Here is a 16,406-nt window from a genome sequence, read left to right on the forward strand (position 1 = left end):
CAATGCAGGACACGATGGCCGCATGGCCATGACCAGGAATACCGGAGCGCGGATCGGCCTCCTGTCGATAGCGGCGCTGTCCCTGCTCGCCGCGGGCTGCGGAACCGAGCGGCCCGGACACGACATCGCCGCCGGCGCCCCTTCGCGCGCCGCGGCGGCCGAGCCGAGCAGGCCGAGCGCGCCGGTGGACTTCCCCTGTCCCGGCGAAAGCCCCAGCACGGCTCCGGCGCACACCGCAGGTACGTCGGGACCCGCCACGCCCCCTTCCGACCACTACGCCGAAAACCACGGCTTTCGGGACCCGCTGCCCCTCCACGGCCAGCGCCGCTGCGACGGAATCGCCGCCGTCAAGCGGATCAGGAACGCGCTCGAACCCCTGCGCACGCACAACGACATCAGTGCGGACAGCACCCGCCGCGCACTCACCGCTCTCGGCTACCCCGCCGCGAAGGTGGAGTCCTACGCCGTTGATCCCGGCGTCGGATTCCTCGTCAACGGATCCGCTCTGTGTATCGAGGGCAAGGTCAACCCCCACTTCATCGAGGCGAACGCCTTCGCCGGTTACCCCGACGGCACCGACTGCAAGCCCCCCAGGGGAGGGCATTGACGGCCCGCGCACACCGCCCGCCTCCGCTACGAACCGACGTGAAGTGACGGGCAGGTGGGACATGCGAAATCACCCGTGGATTCTGGTTCGTGGGCATGGGAACGAGAATGGGAACGGGAACGGGGAATGGGAATGAGGGCGGGCGCCCGAGGCGATATCCCTATTCCTGCCTCTGGGGGCGTGAGGCAGGGATTCGGCCGTCCTCGCGAGAGCGGAAATCTGTTGATCTCGGTCGACGATCCGTTTGCTCCGAGCATGTGAACCGATGGTCGTCCGGCTGGAGTTGGGCGGCCGTCCGGTCTGTGCGGTGGGCGCCGGCGGTTAAGACGTAAGGGAAAGGAGGGGTGGAGTCCGGAACGCTCGTGTGCGTTCAGTATTCGCGCTGTGGTTTTTGCCACATGGAACAGGTGTTGGCTGTCCTGTGGTCTGTGAAAGCATGAAAAGTGGACAACTCGCTCACCGGTTGACCGGAAGTGGTGAGCTTCTTCGACCATGGGGCGCCCGGACCTGGGCGCTACGGGGGATACGCAATGGCCGAGCGCCGCACAGGGAACAGGCTTGCCGTACTGGACGGGCTGCGGTTGCTTGCCGCGCTGATGGTGGTCTTCTACCACTATGTCGCGCTGGCCCGACCATGGGGCCACAGCACGGACACGATCTTTCCGACCGCCCACCGGCTGGCCCAGTACGGGTGGTTGGGCGTGGAGGTCTTCTTCCTGATCAGCGGCTTCGTCATTTGCATGAGCGTGTGGGGCCGTACGGTGGGCGAATTCGCCGTCTCCCGTCTGACCAGGCTGTTCCCCGCCTACTGGGTCGGGATTCTGGTCACCGTCCTGGTGGTGAAGATGTGGCCGGAGGTCGCTTCTCTCCGTGGCTGGGACACGGTGATCACCAATCTGACCATGCTGCAGGGCGGCAACAACACGCCGAATGTCGATCCGGTGTACTGGACGCTCTTCGTGGAGCTCAAGTTCTACCTGATCATGGTCGTGGTGGTGCTGTTCGGTGTCACCTACCGCAACTGCCTGATCCTGTGCGGCGTATGGACCGCGGCCGCCGCGCTCGCCCCGGTCATGAACACGCCCCTGCTCACCGCGTTCGCGATGCCGCAGTACGCGCCGTTCTTCATAGCCGGTATCGCCTTCTATCTGATGCGGCGCTTCCGGCCGAACGCGATCCTGTGGGCGATCGTGATCCTGCAACTGCTGCTCGCCCAGCGCTATATCGACTACCGCCTGGCCACCAACCTCGGCAGGGCCGCCGTGGACGCCCTGCCCACCTGGCCCGCCCGCTTCCTGATCATCGCGGCCTTCGCCGTCGTCGGCGCGATCGCGCTCGGCGCCTTCGACCGGATCCAGTGGAAGTGGCTCACCACCGCGGGAGCCCTCACCTACCCGCTCTACGTCATCCACATGAACATCGGCATGACCCTCATCCACCACTACCGGAACAGGATCCCCGCGCCGGTCCTGGTGGCCTCGGTGGTCGCACTCATGCTGGTGGCCGCCTGGCTCATCCACCGCTTCGTCGAACGCCCCCTCGGCACGTGGCTGCGCACCACGATGCGTCGAGGGATCGACGACGTCCGCCGGAACGTCGCACCGCGCCGCCGGCACGCCCGGCCGGCCACCACCCCGCCCCCGCCGCCGCCCGCTGTGGCGCACGCCGCGCAGGACGAGCGGACACCGGAGCACGCCCGGGCAGCCGACTCGGCCTAGCAGCCGACTCGGCCTAAAGCCTGTCCGACGGGAGGTCGGACAGGCGGTCGGACGGTCAAAGCGGCGGATCAGGACCGTTCGAACGGCGAACGCACCGGGAAGTACGCGCTGAGGAAGGCGCGCAGCACCCGGTCCTGCTCGTCGGCGGGCACCTCCGCGTCCGCCGACTCGCCTATGCAGAACACGCCGTGGCTCCGGGTGGCCAGCATGCGGCTGAGCCTGGTGTGGTGGGTGTAGTCGCCCGCGTTGACGAACGAGCAGGTCAGGGACGCCGGGGTGGAGCGCCCCGTCAGATAGCCGTAGTGGTGGTGCAGCGAGGACGCCACGGACAGGTCCGTGGTCGCGCGGAACCGGCTGGCCGCGGTGGCCGTGATCTCCTCGGGGAACTTCTCGGCGATCTCCGCCAGCACGCTGCGCCGCAGTGGGTGCGGGGCGTGCAGGAAGCCGTGGGTGGCGGTGCGTCCGTACTCCCGCTGGAGCAGGCGGCGGTTGTTCTTCGCCGCGGCGAAGTACCCCTCGTCGTCCTCGGCGAGCGGGCTGGGCGGGACGGCGGTGGGCGAACGGAAGAAGTGCGCCATGCCGTTGCTGTCGAAGAACGAGCGCGGGGTGAGCGGACGTCCGAGGAAGACGTCGTCGTTGAAGTAGAGGAAGTGTTCGGACAGGCCGTCGATGCGGTGGAGTTGGCTTTCGATGGCGTGGGAGTTGAAGGTGGGCAGCAGTGCGGGGTCGTCGAAGATCTCGCGGTGGCTGACGACCTTGATGCCGGGCAGGGAGGTGTCCAGCCAGGCGGGGGTCTGGTCGTCGGTGACGAGGTAGACGTTGCGCACCCACGGGGCGTACATCGCCAACGACCGCAGCGAGAACCGCAGTTCGTCGCGGTTGCGGAACCGCACGTCACCGCTGTCCGCGCCGCCGTCGGCGAGTCCCGCGGCGCGCTTGGCGGCGTCGCGGCGCGCGCGCCACTCCGGGTCGCTGTCGTCGACCCAGGTGTAGACGACGTCGATGGGGAAGGTGACGTCCCACATGAGGCGGTCGGTGAAGCCGGCCAGGGTGGGGTGGTCGCGCTCGCCGACGCGCAGGGTCGCGTCCGCCTCCAGCGAGGGCAGCCGGGGGCCGAGGAGGGTGGAGCCGCGGGGGGTGCTGCGCCAGCCGGGCATCTCCTCGTCCTCGGCGTTCTCGGTCCAGAACTCCACGGTGCAGCCGAACGCGGGCCCGTAGCGCAGCGTGCGGCTCTCGGTGGTCAGCGGCTTGAAGACGCGCAGGCCCGCCACGTCGCCGGCCTCGCGCAGCCGTTCGGCGAGCACGGCTCCGGGCGCCGCCCCGCGCGGAGTGATCAGTTCCGCGTAGACGGGCCTGCCGTGGAGCTCCGTGGCGAGGGCTTCGAGGACCTGCTCGCGACGCTCGACCTCGACGGCGACGCGGTGGGAGGTTCCGCCGTCGCGCAGCAGGACGTAGGGGATGCCGTGCGCGGTCAGCGCGGAGGTGGCGATCTCCAGGTTCCACTCGGCCATGCGCGGCGCGAGGACGTCGTCGCGCACCTCCGCCAGCCGGCCCGCGGAGCGCACCAGGGCGCCGGTGCGGTCCTGCGCCTGGAGCAGCACCTCGCGCGCCTTCTGCTCGTCCGCGGAACCGGAGAGCACGCTGATCGGCGCGGCCACGTTGAAGCTGCGGCTGCCGCCGGCCGCGATGCGGCGGGCGGTGCGGTCGGCGCGGTCGGCCAGCCGTCGGGGGTCCTCGCGACGGGCCACCAGGCGCGTGAAGAGCTCCTCCCAGCGCGCGGTGATCAGCTCGGCCGAGAAGCGCTCGTGGACCCCCTCGCGGGCGGCCCTGCCGTAGGCCCGTCGGGTCTCGTCGTCGCCCATCAGCTTGTCCATGGCGACGGCGAGGGAGTCCTTGTCGCCGGCCGGGACGAGCAGGCCGTCGACGCCGTGCCGGACGATCTCGGCCGGACCGGTGACGATGTCGTAGGCGATGACCGGCACGCCGGCGGCGAAGACCTCCAGCAGCACCAGCGGGAACGCCTCGTTGCGGGAGGGCAGCAGGGCCAGGCCGGCCTTGGCCCACTCCTGCTCCATCTCCGGCGAACGGCCCAGGAGCTCGACGCGGTCGTGCAGGGCCAGGCCGTCGACGATGCGCCGCAGCCGCACTTCCTGCGGCCCGTCGCCGAAGATGCGCATCGTCCAGTCGGGGTGCTGGTCGGCGAGGGTGGCGAACGCCTCGATGGCGTGGTCGAGTTGCTTCTCCGGCGTCATGCGGGCGGCCAGCACGACGGTCTTGCCGTCCAGGTCGGAGCGCGGCCGGAAGCCGCTGGGGACGGCGTTGGGGATGACCGCCAGCTCGGGAGCCGTGGCGCCGAGCGAATCGGCGAACCAGTCGTTGGTGCGCTCGGTCAGGGAGACCAGTGCGTCGATCCGGGGCGCGTACACCAGCAGCGGTTCGCCGCTGACGCCGCGCAGTTGGGACGCGCGGTGCTCCTGGTGGACCGTGATGACGCGGGAGGGCACCAGCTCGGCCGCGGCGGCCATCAGCGCGGGTGTGGTGGTGACCAGCACATCGGTGTCCAGCGCGCCCAGCGCGGCGGTCATCTCGATGTCGGTGAGCCGGTCGAAGGTGGCCTCCCAGGCCGGCTTGATCAGTTCGCTGGGCAGCGAGGTGAGCGTGCGGCACGCCTGCTCGTCCAGGCCGCTGTCGCGCACCGGGCGGCCGTACGGGCCGGTGCGGTCGACCAGGTACCGGCGCGGGATCGCGCGCCCGGCGGTGAAGAAGGGTTCCTCCCGCGTCTTGAGGACGCTCAGGACCTCGACGTCGTGGCGCGGCGCCAGATGTGCCGCCTGGGTGTAGGTGGCCATTTCGGTGCCACCCATCTCGTCGCCCCAGGTGAGCAGGAACGTGATCTTCATCAGGCGGAGTCCTCGGTGGTGGGGAAGGGGGCGCAGCTGACCGCGAAGGTGCCGGCCGCGGAGAGGTGGGCGTGGACGCGCAGGAGCGCGCCGTCCTCCGTCGCGATCGTCCGGAAGGGGGTGCGGAAGACCTTCTTGGGGCGGCGCACGTCGGTCAGTCGACGCGCGATCCTCAGGCGGGTCCGTCCGCGGCGCAGCTGGAAGTCCCACATGCGCTGGGTCGCGACGCCGCGGGTCATGGCGTCGAGCGGCACGTCGAAGACGAAGCGGTCGCCGTCCCAGGCGGGGGTGAGGGCGAGGGCCGTTCCCGAGCCGCGGCGCACCGCCTCCACCGCGTAGTCGTCGGGCGGCGAGCCGGCGGCGATCAGGCGGCCGTGCACGGTGACCCGGTCCCAGCGCAGGTCGAAGCGGATCAGCTCGGCGTGCTCGCGCGGGCCGGTCACCTTGAGCAGGGCGTGGCCGTCGACGGACCGCACGGGCCGGAAGGAGGCACCGCTGGTCGCGCTGGGCGGGGAGGGGAGCGTGGGGCCGTCAGAGGCCGGCACGTCTGGCGCGGCGATCCCGTAGCGGGTCTCCTGCCCGTCGGCGTCGGTCGCCGCGACGGTCAACCGCCAGATGCCGTCGTCGAGTCGGGGGCCGGGGGCGGTGGCGTCGTCGTGCCGTGCGTGGCGCAACGGCGCGGTGGCGGTGAGCAGGAGCCGGCCGTCCGGCTGCGGTTCCCGTTCCAGGGGGATGCTCTGCCGCCGGCCCCGGCGCTCCAGTACGAGGTGGGCCTCCGTCACGGCGGTGGCGCCCGGAGGCCAGGGCACCGCGAGGTTGAGGGTGCGGCCGACGAGTACCGAGAGGTGCGCCGGGCGGAGGGCCGGTCGGGGGCGGGCGCGGGCGCCGAGCACCGGGACGGTGTTGATCTGCTCCACACGGCGTCGGACCCGGCCCGCGGTGCGGCGGGCGCGCTTGGCCGCCGTCACCGCATGGGACAGCAGGGCTTCACTCATGGCGCTTCGTCATCTCTCCTCTTGGCGCGGTGGCCGGCGCCCAGTGTCGGGCATGTGCATGGCGGCGGCAAAAAAATCACCTGATTCACCTGGATCGCGTGATTCGAATCACTCACACCAGATGCATCCACATCGCCCGATTCGCCCTCTTCCGTGACGGTGAAGCAAGATCACCTTAACGTTCATTTACGTTTCGTGCTAAAGGTAGTGTACTTGTAAAGATTACGTCATTTGACACAAAAACGGTCTTCGTGGCCGGGGGATTGCAAGAGGGAATGAAGCAGATCGAGAGCGTGCGGCCCACGGAGCAGCGCGCAGCAGCAGCCGGACCCCGGCCCGAGCCGCGCGCGACCGGCGCGGTCCCCGGCGGCGACGGCGGGGTCAACACCGAGGCGTCGCCCGTGGTCGCCGTCTACCGCAAGGTCGTTCCCCGGCGGATGCGCCGCGCGATCGCCGGCCGGTACTCCCCCGAAATGCGGCGCAGCGTCAAGCGGTTCGTCAGCGCCGCGGCCGTCGGCCGCAGTGTCCAGCGGGTGGGCTGCGCCGGCCACGCCGTGCAGCACCGCGTCCTGGTCGAGGCTTCGGAAGGCGTCGTCCTGGCCGTGGACGGCCGCCCGCGGATCGCCTGTGTCGAGGAGCGGCTCTCGCCGGAGACGGCCCGCCGCGCCAACCTGGGCGCGATCACCGCCGCGTTGGAGGCCGCGGACATCGACCACTTCTGCGTGCGCGCCGAGTCCGGCGGGACCACGGTGGCGGTCTCCACCGAGGACCGGGGGCGCGTGCTGCGTGCCCTCGCCGACCTCTGCCGGACGCGCCCCGTGTACTTCGGCCCGCGCGGCGAGGACGGCGGGCGCGTCATGCCCGCGTACCGGCTGGCGAGTTGGCGGCGCTACGCCAAGGCCACGTCGCTGCGCCTGTTCTGGTACCGCACCGACCCGGCCCACCGCCTCGTGCTGGGCCCGGAACACGGCTGCGACATCGAGTTCTGGAAGCGCGAGGGCGACCGGCTGACCGCCCCGCGGCGCAACGCGATCACCGACTCCGTGCCCGCCGAGGCCCCCTACCTCCGGGTCCCCATGACCGACTTCACCGCCCCCTTCGGGACGCGGGACACCTCACCGGTGCGGGTGCGCACCCGTCAGGAGTTCACCACGGCGGTGCCCCAGGACATCACCTTCCCCATCGACGTCGTCTACACCTGGGTCGACGGCGCCGACCCCGCGTGGCAGCGGCGCCGGGCCGGGTTCGCCGGCGCGGCGTACCACGAGGAGGCGGCCAACGCCGCGCGCTACGCCGACCACGAGGAACTGCGGTTCTCGCTGCGGTCGTTGGCGATGTACGCCCCGTGGGTGCGCAACGTCTACCTCGTCACCGACGACCAGACCCCCGCCTGGCTGGACACCTCCCTGCCCGGCATCAAGGTCGTCAGCCACCGCGAGATCTTCGACGACCCCGCACTGCTGCCCACCTTCAACTCCCACGCCATCGAAAGCCAACTCCACCGCATCGACGGCCTGTCCGAACACTTCCTCTACTTCAACGACGACGTCTTCCTCGGCGCCGAGCTGACCCCCAAGGACTTCTTCCTCGCCAACGGGCTGACCAAGTTCTTCCCCTCGCCCGCCCTCGTCCCGCTCGGACCGCCCTCGCCGGAGGACGTACCGGTCTCCGTCGCGGGGAAGAACAACCGCGCGCTGATACAGGAGCGCTTCGGCACCACCCCGGTCCGCAAGATGCGCCATGTGCCGCACGCGCTGACCCGGAGCGTCCTGGGCGAGATCGAGCGGGAGTTCGGCGAGCAGCACCGCAGGACGGCCGCACAGCGGTTCCGCAGCGGGACGGACCTGTCCATCCCGTCGTCGCTGTACCACTACTACGCCTTCCACACCCGGCGGGCGCTGCCCGGCGACGTGGAGTACGTCTACCTGGACGTCTCCCACCCCAACACCGCCAACCGGCTCGACCGGCTCCTGCTCCGGCGCGACAAGGGGGTGTTCTGCCTCAACGACACCCTCTCCACGGAGGACGACCTGGAGCGGAGCACGGCTCTGCTGCGCCCCTTCCTGGAGTCGTACTTCCCGGTGCCCAGCCGCTACGAACTACCCCGCTGACCCACAAGAGAGCTCCCGTGCGACCACAGCCCACCCGCCGCACCCTCGTCGCCGGCCTCGTCGCCCTCACCGCGGCGGGGTGCAGCGGCGCCACGCGGACGGCCTCCCTGCCCTCCGCCGGACGCGGCGCGGTGGCGGCCGCCGACGACGGCCGGAGCGGCAGCCGGGTCATGCAGATACTCGCCCACCCGGACGACGACCTGTACTTCATGAACCCGGAGGTCCAGCAGACCATCGGGGCCAACGACCAACTCGTCAGCGTCTACCTGAACTGCGGCGAGACCGGCGGCGTCAACAAGGTGCCGGGCCGGCCGAAGCCCGAGCCCAACCTCGCGGCCTACGCGGGCGCCCGCCGCCAGGGCCTGCGCCAGGCGTACGCGCTCATGGCGACCGGCGACCCGCACGCGGGCTGGGGGATGCAGGCGCTGGCCCTGCCCGACGGCACGCTCATCGAGGTGAACACCCTCGCCGGCCACACCGGTGTCCAGCTGATCTTCCTGGGCGTGCACCAGCACTTCGCCGCCGGGCGCGGCCGCAAGCGCGGCCTGCCGGACCTGTGGGCGGACCCCACGATGGTCACCAGCACCCTGGTCAGCACGGGCTCCCCCGTGCGCCGCTCCCAGAAGATCACCCGGTCCGGGCTGATCGACGTCCTCGTCCAGCTCCTCGACCGGTACCGGCCCACGCTGGTGCGGACCCTGGACCCCGACCCGGACATGCAGGTGCACGACGGAGCGCACCGGCGCCACCACGACCAGGCCGGCTACTCCGACCACCCCGACCACACGGCCGCCGCGCTGTTCACCTACGCCGCCCTGGCGCGCTACAAGGGCCCCGGCGAGGGCCGCCTGCACGCCGTCATGGCGTACCGCGGCTACTACAACGAGCGCTGGCCCGACAACCTTCCCGCGCAGCTCGTCCGCGACAAGGCCGAGGCGCTCAACGCCTATGGCGGAGCGCCGGATTCCTGCGACTTCCCCGCCGGCTGCGGAGACTACGACGTCGGCCGGAACCGCTCCTACCGCACCGGCTGGCTCCAGCGCACCAGCCTGCGCTATCCCACCGCCGCCCCACAGGTGCGGCAGGGCCCCGACGGCCGACTGACCGCCTTCGCCGTGCTCGCCGGGCAGGCCGTCAGATGGCAGCAGACCGGCAAGGGCGACGACACCTGGACGACGCCCGAACCCCTGGGCGGCGACGGGCTGCTGCCGGGGCTGTCCGCCACCCTCACCGAGGACGGCCGCTGGCAGTTGTTCGCCGAACGCATCGCGGCCCTGGGCCCCAAGGCGGCGGACAACCGCCGCGAGATCGTCCTGGCCGAACAGCCGCGCCCGGGCGGCCCGTTCCGCCCCTGGACCTCGCTCGGCACCCCCGACCGCACCCCCGATCACGGCCGCCGGGTCGGCGGTCCCGTCGTGGCCCGGGGCGCCGACGGCACGACGTGGCTCTTCGCCCGCAACTCGGCCAAGGGCGTCTCCGCCCGTCAACGGCGCGGCGACGGCACCTGGAGCGACTGGAGGGACCTGGACCCCGCCGAGGTCCAGGAGGGGCTTTCCGCCGTCACCGACGGCAAGGGGTGCGTCCATGTCTTCGGGTCCGGGCACAACACCGTCCACCACTGGCAGCAGGAGCACCCCGGCGGGAGGTTCTTCCTCCGCCGTACCGGCCTGCCGAGCCCGGCGGACCCGCCCACCGCGCTGGCCCGGCCGGACGGTTCGCTCCTCCTCGCCTTCCGCGAGGCCAAGTCCGCCCGCCCGCTGGTCCATCGGCTGCCGGCCGGCGGCGCGACCTGGCAGGGCGAGCACGTCGGTCTGGTCGCCCGCGGCTACGGGGTCCTCGCCCTGCATCCGGTGGCCGGCGACGTGCTCCTGGCCGCCGGCAACAACGACGGCACCACCAGCCTGGCCACCCTGGGCGCCGGGCACGCCCCGCGGTGGCAGACCCTCACCGGCGCGGTGGTCGGCGCCGCCGCCCTGGCCACCGATGCCGCCGGTCGTCCGGTCCTCGCCCGCCTGGCGCCGAACGCGACGCTGACGACCTCACTGGTACCGCAGAACCGCCGCTGACCAGGAGGTTCGTGGGGGAGGGGCGCGGCGTCGGGCGTTCGGGCGCACGCCCGGCCCGGTCCCGGCGTGTGCACCGACGCGTCCGCCCCCTCGGCGTCCTGCGCGCCGCACCGGTGGGGGTCGGGCGTGTCCGGGTGCGCAGCTCATCGTTCTCATCACACAAGCACATCTCATTCCTTGAGGAGCCTTGATGCGACGAGTTCTGACGGCAGTGGGCATGGCCGCGGCTGCGATGACGCTGGGGTCGACTGCCGGAGCCCACGCCGCCGACGTACCGCAGACCCCCGACCTGGGCGGGCTGACCAACGTGGACCCCGGGGCCCTGGGGAGCGTGGCGGACGGGGCCGCGCAGCAGGCCACGCAGGTCGCGGGCGGGGTCCAGGGCAAGGCCGTCGACAAGGTGGTGCCCGCGGAGACCACGGCGGTCGGCGGGGCCGCGGCGAAGGTGACGCCGCCGGCGGCGGAGGCGGTGGGCGCGACGGCCGGCGCGGCCGGGGACCTGCTGGGACAGACGGCGCAGGCGGCCACCGCCGACGGCGGACTGCTCGGCGGACTGCCCACCGACGCGCTGCCCGGGAAGGGCGGGCAGGGGCTGACCGACGGGCTGCCGGGGAAGGCGGTGACGGACGCGCTCTCCGGGAAGGCGGCGACCGGCGCCCTGCCCACCAAGGGGCTGCCGTCCACGGACCAGCTGCCGCTCAAGGGGCTGCCCGGCCTCGGCTGACGGCGGGTGCCCTGCCGGCCCCGTTCCGCCCCCGCCTGCTCAGGGGGTCGGAGCGGGGCCGTTCTCATGAGGAGGCCGGTCGCCGTCTCCGCGGCCGTGCCGGCCACCGGGCCGCCGGGTGTCCGTCGGGGCGTGCGGGTGGGCCCGTTGCCGGCACGAGCGGGCGCCGTGGGTACCGGCGGGCAGTACCCTCGTGGCTTCCCGGGCAGTCACACGAGGGGGAGCCGAGGTGCTGAAGCACTACTACCGGCTGGTGTATTGGAAGAGACGGATCGCGCGGGCGCTGGGACGGCACCGCGGTCCGGGGACGAGGACGCGGGCGGGGGCGGTGCCCGGGAGGGGCGCGGGGGGCCGGCCGGCGAACCGCGGGCCCGGGCGGGTGCGTCAACTGCTGGTACGGGCCCGGCCGTTGCTGATCTTCGTGGTGCTGGTGCTGATAGTGGTGGTGGCGTCGGCGCTGCTGGGGTGGCGGGACGACACCTTCGGCGCGGGGCACCGGGAGGGCGGGGCGGGCGTCCGGCCGGCCGGCGGCGCCGGGCAGGGCGCGATCACGGTGTCCTGCGCGCCGCGGGGCGGGGCGTGCGGGGGGCCGGGGCGGGGCCTGCCGGGCGCCGGGTGAGCGGGCGGCGGGCCGCCGCGTCCGCCCGCACCCGCACGCCCCGGCGCCGATCCGCGGCCCTAGGCCCCGCGTCCTCAGGCGTCCGTCGCCGAGATCCGGGTGGCGGTGCCGCTGACGTGCGAGCGGGGGTCGCCGGACCGGAGGTCCACCGTCAACAGGCCCGGGCGGCCGAGGTCGTGGCCCTGGTGGAGGGTGAGCGTCACCGGGGCGGTGACCAGGCCCAGGGCGCGGGTGTAGGCGCCGAAGGCGGCGGCCGCGGCGCCCGTCGCCGGGTCCTCCACCACGCCGCCGACCGGGAACGGGTCGCGGACGTGGAAGACCGTGTCGCCCTCCCGCCAGACCAGCTGAAGGGTCGTCAGGTCGAGGCGGTGCATCAGGGCGGCCAGCCGGTCGAAGTCGTAGTCGAGCTTGCCCAGTCGTGCGCGGGTGGCGGCGCCGAGGACCAGGTGGCGCGCGCCGGCGTAGGCGATCCGGGGCGGCAGCGCCGGGTCGAGATCGGCGGCCGGCCAGTCCAGCGCGGCCAGCGCCTCGGCGAGGTCGGCCGGGGCGATCGGCTCGATGCGCGGCTCGACGCTGGTGAGGGTGGCCCGCAGGGCGCCGTCGTGCCGGGCGACGGTGACCGGGACCGGACCGGCCTGGGTGGCGAAGACCAGGTCGCCGGGGCCCTGGCGCTCGGCCAGCGCGACCGCGGTGGCGACCGTGGCGTGGCCGCAGAAGGCGACCTCGGCGAGCGGGCTGAAGTACCGGATGGTGAACGCCCGACCGGGCTCGCCCAGCCCCTCCGGCGGCGCGGTGAGGAACGCGGTCTCGGAGTAGCCCAGTTCGGCGGCGATGGCGAGCTGGGCGGCGTCGTCCAGCCCGGTGGCGTCCAGGACGACCCCGGCCGGATTGCCGCCCGCGGGGTCGGCGGAGAACGCGGTGTAACGCAGGATCTCGGGAGTGCGGGCCGGGCCCCCGGCGGCGGTTTCGAGTGTCATGGCCGGGGAACCACCCGCCACCGCCCGGCTATTCCCGGGCGGCCCGCGGTGCGTCAGCCCCGCCCGATGTAGGGCATCGCGGTCGCCATCACCGTCGCGAACTGCACATTGGCCTCCAACGGGAGCGCCGCCATGTGCGCGACCGTACGGGCGACGTCGGCCGCGTCCATCACCGGTTCGATCTCGGTGCGGCCGTTGGCCTGGAGGATCCCGGCCTGCATCCGGCCGGTCATCTCGGTGGCCGCGTTGCCGATGTCGATCTGGCCGCAGGCGATCCGGTACGGACGGCCGTCCAGGGACAGCGACTTGGTGAGGCCGGTCATCGCGTGCTTGGTGGCGGTGTACGCGATCGAGTGCGGCCGGGGCACATGGGCGGAGACGGAGCCGTTGTTGATGATCCGGCCGCCCTGCGGGTCCTGTTCCTTCATCGTCCGGAACGCGGCCTGGGCGCACAGGAAGGCGCCGCCGAGGTTGACGTCGACCACCGCCCGCCAGTCGTCGTAGGAGAGTTCCTCCACCGGGACCGGGGGGCCGAAGGCGCCCGCGTTGTTGAAGAGCAGGTCCAGCCGGCCGAACCGGTCGCGGATCGTGGTGAAGAGGGCGCCGACCTCCTCGGGGCGGGTGACGTCGGTCGGGACGGGCAGCACCGCGGGGCCCTCGATGCCCGCGTACCCGACCTGGCGGGCGGTCTCCTCCAGGGCGTCGGGGCGCCGGCCGGCCAGGACCACCGTCCAGTTGTCGGCGACCAGCGCCAGGGCCACCGCCCGGCCGATGCCCGAACCCGCGCCGGTGACCAGCGCCACCTTGCGGCCCGCCGCGCCGTCCCCCCTGGCCTCCTTCGGCAGCGCGGACGTCCGCGGGGCCCGGCCCCGGGAGGAGGGTGCCGGGAGCGTCGGCCGGGCCGCGGTCGCGGTACTGCCCACCTGCCCGGCCCGTGCCACCGGTGTCGCCTGTGCCGCCCCTGCCCGCTCTGTGTCATATGCCATGCCGGCAGAGTAACGGCGGACGGGGCGCGAACCGGGCGCGAACCGGGCGGCGTCCGCCAGGAGCCGCGGATCGGGCGGCAGTTGACGGCGGGCTTAGGACCAAAGGACTGCGTCCTGGCGCCCCGGCGGTGTCCGCCGCGTGCCACCATGGTGCCGCCATCACCGAATCATGGAGACGCTCATGACAGAGTCCGGCGCCCCCGCCGCCGAGACCCGGGACGACGCCCCCGGCCAGCCCGCCATATCCGCGCGGGACGCGCCCACCGCTCCGGTCGCCGCCCGCCGCACCAGCCTGCTCGTCACCCTCGTCCTCGGCGGTCTCACCGCGGTCCCGCCGCTCTCCATGGACATGTACCTGCCGGCCCTGCCGCAGGTCACCGCCGCCCTGCACAGTCCGGCCGCCACCGTCCAACTCACCCTCACCACCTGCCTGGCGGGCATGGCCCTGGGGCAGATGATCGTCGGCCCGATGAGCGACAAGTGGGGCCGCCGACGCCCGCTGCTCATCGGCATGGTCGTCTACGTGCTCGCCACCGCCCTGTGCGCGCTCGCCACCGACGCCGAACTCCTCATCGCCTTCCGCCTGCTGCAGGGGCTAGCCGGCGCGGCCGGCATCGTCATCGCGCGGGCGGTGGTGCGCGACCTGTACGACGGGGTGGCGATGGCCCGCTTCTTCGCCACGCTGATGCTGATCTCCGGGGTGGCGCCGGTGGTCGCCCCGCTGATCGGCGGCCAGATCCTCCGGGTCACCGACTGGCGCGGCGTCTTCGTTGTGCTGACCGTGGTCGGGGTGCTGCTCACCCTCCTCGTCTGGCGCCGGCTGGACGAGACGCTGCCGCCGGAGCGCCGCCAGCCCGGCGGCCTCGGCCCGGCCCTGCGCACCATGCGCGACCTCCTCGCCGACCGGGTCTTCTCCGGCTATCTCCTGGTCGGCGCGTTCGCCTTCGCCGCGCTGTTCGCGTACATCTCCGCCTCGCCGTTCGTCGTCCAGGAGATCTACGGCGCCTCCCCGCAGACCTTCAGCCTGCTCTTCGGCCTGAACTCCGTCGGGCTGGTCGCGGTCGGCCAGGTCAACGGCAAGCTGCTGGTCGGCCGGGTCGGCCTGGACAAGGTCCTCGGCGTCGGCCTGGTGCTGGTCGCGCTGGCCGGTGCGGCCCTGTTGCTGCTGTCGTCCGGGATCTTCGGCAAGGTCGGGCTGGTGCCGGTGGCCGCCGGGCTGTTCGTGCTGATGTCCGCCATGGGCCTGGTCATGCCGAGCACCAACACCCTGGCGCTGCTGCGCACCCCGCACGCGGCCGGCTCCGCCTCCGCGCTGCTGGGCACCTCGACGTTCCTGCTCGGTGCGGTGGCCTCGCCGCTGGTGGGCATCGCCGGCGAACGGACGGCCGTTCCGATGGCCGTCGTGCAACTGTCGTGCGCCGTTCTCGCGCTCGTGAGCTTCCTGGGAATGTGCCGTCCGTGGCAGCGTAAGGAGGAACGCACCGCCGGCGAGAGGAACGGGCTCTGAACGCACCGAACGCCCCGAGACTGAGGCCCGGCACACCGGCCGCGGCGGGACTGCACCCCGCCTGGATGGATCGGCTGGTCAGCGGCGTGCGGGCGCTGCCCGAAGGCCGTCCGCCATGGTGCGCCGGAGCGGTGGTGCTGGCCGGCCGGGGCCCGGTGGTCGCCGCCGAGGCCGCCGCCGGCTGGGCGGTGCGCTACCGCGGCTACGACCCTGAGCGGGACCGCGGCCTGGACCTGCCCCGCGACCTGTGGGAGCCGATGCGGGTGGGCACGGTCTTCGACCTCGCCTCGCTCAGCAAGCTCTTCACCGCGATCGCCGCGGTCCAGCAGGCCGAGCGGGGCCGGCTCGCCCTGGACGCGCCGGTCGCCGCCCACCTGCCGGCCTTCGCCCCCGGCATCACCGTCCGGGACCTGCTCCGGCACACCTCCGGCCTCGCCCCCGAGCTGCCCTTCCACGACCACCGGGGCCGCGCCGACCAACTGGCGCTGCTGTGGGCCGAGGCCGCGGCCCCCTCCGGCGGCCCGTACGGCGCGCACCGCTACTCCGACCTCAACCTCATCGCCCTCCAGCTGCTGCTGGAGCGGCTCACCGGCCGCCCCCTGGACGCCCTGGTCCGTGACGGCATCACCGGTCCGCTGGGCCTGACCAGCACCTGCTACGGCCCGCTGGCGCCGCAGGGGGTGGCCGCCACCGAGGACCAGCGGCGGCCGTGGGCCAAGGCGGACCGGGGCCCGCTGCGCGGCGAGGTGCACGACGAGAACGCCTGGGCGCTCGGCGGCGTCGCCGGGCACGCCGGGGTGTTCTCCACCGCCCAGGACCTGGCCGTGCTGTGCCGGACGCTGCTCAACGGCGGGGCGTACGGCACCGCACGGATCCTCGGCCCGGCCGCGGTCGCCGCCCTGCTCGACCCGCCCGGCCTCGGCTTCGCCGTCGACCAGCCGTACTTCATGGGCGAGCTGGCCGGCCGGGGCGCGGCCGGGCACACCGGGTTCACCGGCACCAGCCTGGTCCTGGACCGCGCCACCGACACCTTCCTGGTGCTGCTCGCCAACACCGTCCACCCCCGGCGCCGGTCGGGCGGCAGCGCGCCGCGGGCCGCGGCGGCCACCCACCTCGCCCGCGCGGTGGCGCACGCCGACCCCGCGGGCCGGCCCTGACCCCGTCCCGGCCCGGCGTGGCCTGGCCCGGGACCCCCG

General features: G+C 73.2%; 12 protein-coding genes. 8 read left to right on the plus strand and 4 right to left on the minus strand.

The genetic code is table 11. The features are described 5' to 3' along the window. The first annotated feature begins 22 nt into the window (after positions 1-22). The gene (locus MOV08_RS28975; protein WP_239010158.1) at positions 23-607 is read left to right on the plus strand and encodes a hypothetical protein; all 585 of its coding nucleotides are present in this window, start codon (positions 23-25) and stop codon (positions 605-607) included. Positions 608-1,137: 530 nt separating this feature from the next. Next, positions 1,138-2,325 (plus strand): acyltransferase family protein, encoded by a 1,188-nt coding sequence (locus MOV08_RS28980; protein ID WP_275309460.1) that lies wholly within the window; start codon positions 1,138-1,140, stop codon positions 2,323-2,325. Positions 2,326-2,393: 68 nt separating this feature from the next. On the opposite strand, the gene MOV08_RS28985 is transcribed toward MOV08_RS28980, so the two are convergent. Together MOV08_RS28985 and MOV08_RS28990 are read right to left on the minus strand one after the other, a co-directional pair. Beyond that, positions 2,394-5,225, minus strand: coding sequence for a stealth conserved region 3 domain-containing protein (locus MOV08_RS28985; RefSeq protein WP_275309461.1), 2,832 nt, complete (start codon positions 5,223-5,225; stop codon positions 2,394-2,396). After that, complete coding sequence (locus tag MOV08_RS28990; protein WP_275309462.1) at positions 5,225-6,220, minus strand: hypothetical protein; 996 nt, start codon at positions 6,218-6,220, stop codon at positions 5,225-5,227. The genes MOV08_RS28985 and MOV08_RS28990 overlap by 1 nt, the downstream gene beginning before the upstream one ends. 437 nt (positions 6,221-6,657) lie before the next feature. On the opposite strand from MOV08_RS28990, the gene MOV08_RS28995 reads away from it, so the two are divergent. The 4 genes from MOV08_RS28995 to MOV08_RS29010 all read left to right on the plus strand — a co-directional run bounded on the left by MOV08_RS28995 (position 6,658) and on the right by MOV08_RS29010 (position 11,740). Then, the gene (locus MOV08_RS28995) at positions 6,658-8,331 is read left to right on the plus strand and encodes a stealth family protein (RefSeq protein WP_052287550.1); all 1,674 of its coding nucleotides are present in this window, start codon (positions 6,658-6,660) and stop codon (positions 8,329-8,331) included. Positions 8,332-8,348: 17 nt separating this feature from the next. Continuing rightward, positions 8,349-10,397, plus strand: a complete 2,049-nt coding sequence (locus tag MOV08_RS29000) for a PIG-L family deacetylase (protein ID WP_275309463.1) — start codon at positions 8,349-8,351, stop codon at positions 10,395-10,397. A gap of 190 nt (positions 10,398-10,587) precedes the next feature. After that, positions 10,588-11,121 carry a hypothetical protein gene (locus tag MOV08_RS29005; RefSeq protein WP_275309464.1) on the plus strand — a complete coding sequence of 178 codons (534 nt, stop codon included), beginning with the start codon at positions 10,588-10,590 and terminating at the stop codon, positions 11,119-11,121. 229 nt (positions 11,122-11,350) lie between these two features. Continuing rightward, positions 11,351-11,740, plus strand: coding sequence for a hypothetical protein (locus MOV08_RS29010; RefSeq protein ID WP_275309465.1), 390 nt, complete (start codon positions 11,351-11,353; stop codon positions 11,738-11,740). Positions 11,741-11,814: 74 nt separating this feature from the next. Here the strand turns inward: MOV08_RS29010 and MOV08_RS29015 are convergent, their stop codons facing one another. After that, positions 11,815-12,717 (minus strand): PhzF family phenazine biosynthesis protein, encoded by a 903-nt coding sequence (locus tag MOV08_RS29015; protein ID WP_275309466.1) that lies wholly within the window; start codon positions 12,715-12,717, stop codon positions 11,815-11,817. A 53-nt stretch (positions 12,718-12,770) separates the two neighbouring features. Continuing rightward, complete coding sequence (locus tag MOV08_RS29020) at positions 12,771-13,703, minus strand: SDR family oxidoreductase (protein WP_239010159.1); 933 nt, start codon at positions 13,701-13,703, stop codon at positions 12,771-12,773. Positions 13,704-13,884: 181 nt separating this feature from the next. Here MOV08_RS29020 and MOV08_RS29025 point away from each other — a divergent pair, with 181 nt between their 5' ends. Together MOV08_RS29025 and MOV08_RS29030 are read left to right on the plus strand one after the other, a co-directional pair. Further along, entirely contained in the window at positions 13,885-15,210 is a 1,326-nt protein-coding gene (locus MOV08_RS29025; RefSeq protein ID WP_275309467.1) for a Bcr/CflA family multidrug efflux MFS transporter, read from the plus strand. A gap of 65 nt (positions 15,211-15,275) precedes the next feature. Continuing rightward, a complete protein-coding gene (locus tag MOV08_RS29030) occupies positions 15,276-16,367 on the plus strand; it encodes a serine hydrolase domain-containing protein (RefSeq protein ID WP_275309468.1) in 1,092 nt (363 codons plus the stop codon). Positions 16,368-16,406: the final 39 nt, after the last annotated feature.

Source organism: Streptomyces yunnanensis, from assembly GCF_029011865.1.
GTDB lineage: Bacteria > Actinomycetota > Actinomycetes > Streptomycetales > Streptomycetaceae > Streptomyces > Streptomyces yunnanensis.

Coding starts and splice junctions, on each gene's coding strand:
- MOV08_RS29020 (WP_239010159.1), bottom strand. CDS start 13,703: ATGGCATATGACACAGAGCGGGCAGGGGCGGCACAGGCGACACCGGTG.
- MOV08_RS28990 (WP_275309462.1), bottom strand. CDS start 6,220: ATGAGTGAAGCCCTGCTGTCCCATGCGGTGACGGCGGCCAAGCGCGCC.
- MOV08_RS29025 (WP_275309467.1), top strand. CDS start 13,885: ATGACAGAGTCCGGCGCCCCCGCCGCCGAGACCCGGGACGACGCCCCC.
- MOV08_RS29030 (WP_275309468.1), top strand. CDS start 15,276: ATGGATCGGCTGGTCAGCGGCGTGCGGGCGCTGCCCGAAGGCCGTCCG.
- MOV08_RS28995 (WP_052287550.1), top strand. CDS start 6,658: ATGCGCCGCGCGATCGCCGGCCGGTACTCCCCCGAAATGCGGCGCAGC.
- MOV08_RS28975 (WP_239010158.1), top strand. CDS start 23: ATGGCCATGACCAGGAATACCGGAGCGCGGATCGGCCTCCTGTCGATA.
- MOV08_RS28980 (WP_275309460.1), top strand. CDS start 1,138: ATGGCCGAGCGCCGCACAGGGAACAGGCTTGCCGTACTGGACGGGCTG.
- MOV08_RS29015 (WP_275309466.1), bottom strand. CDS start 12,717: ATGACACTCGAAACCGCCGCCGGGGGCCCGGCCCGCACTCCCGAGATC.
- MOV08_RS29005 (WP_275309464.1), top strand. CDS start 10,588: ATGCGACGAGTTCTGACGGCAGTGGGCATGGCCGCGGCTGCGATGACG.
- MOV08_RS28985 (WP_275309461.1), bottom strand. CDS start 5,225: ATGAAGATCACGTTCCTGCTCACCTGGGGCGACGAGATGGGTGGCACC.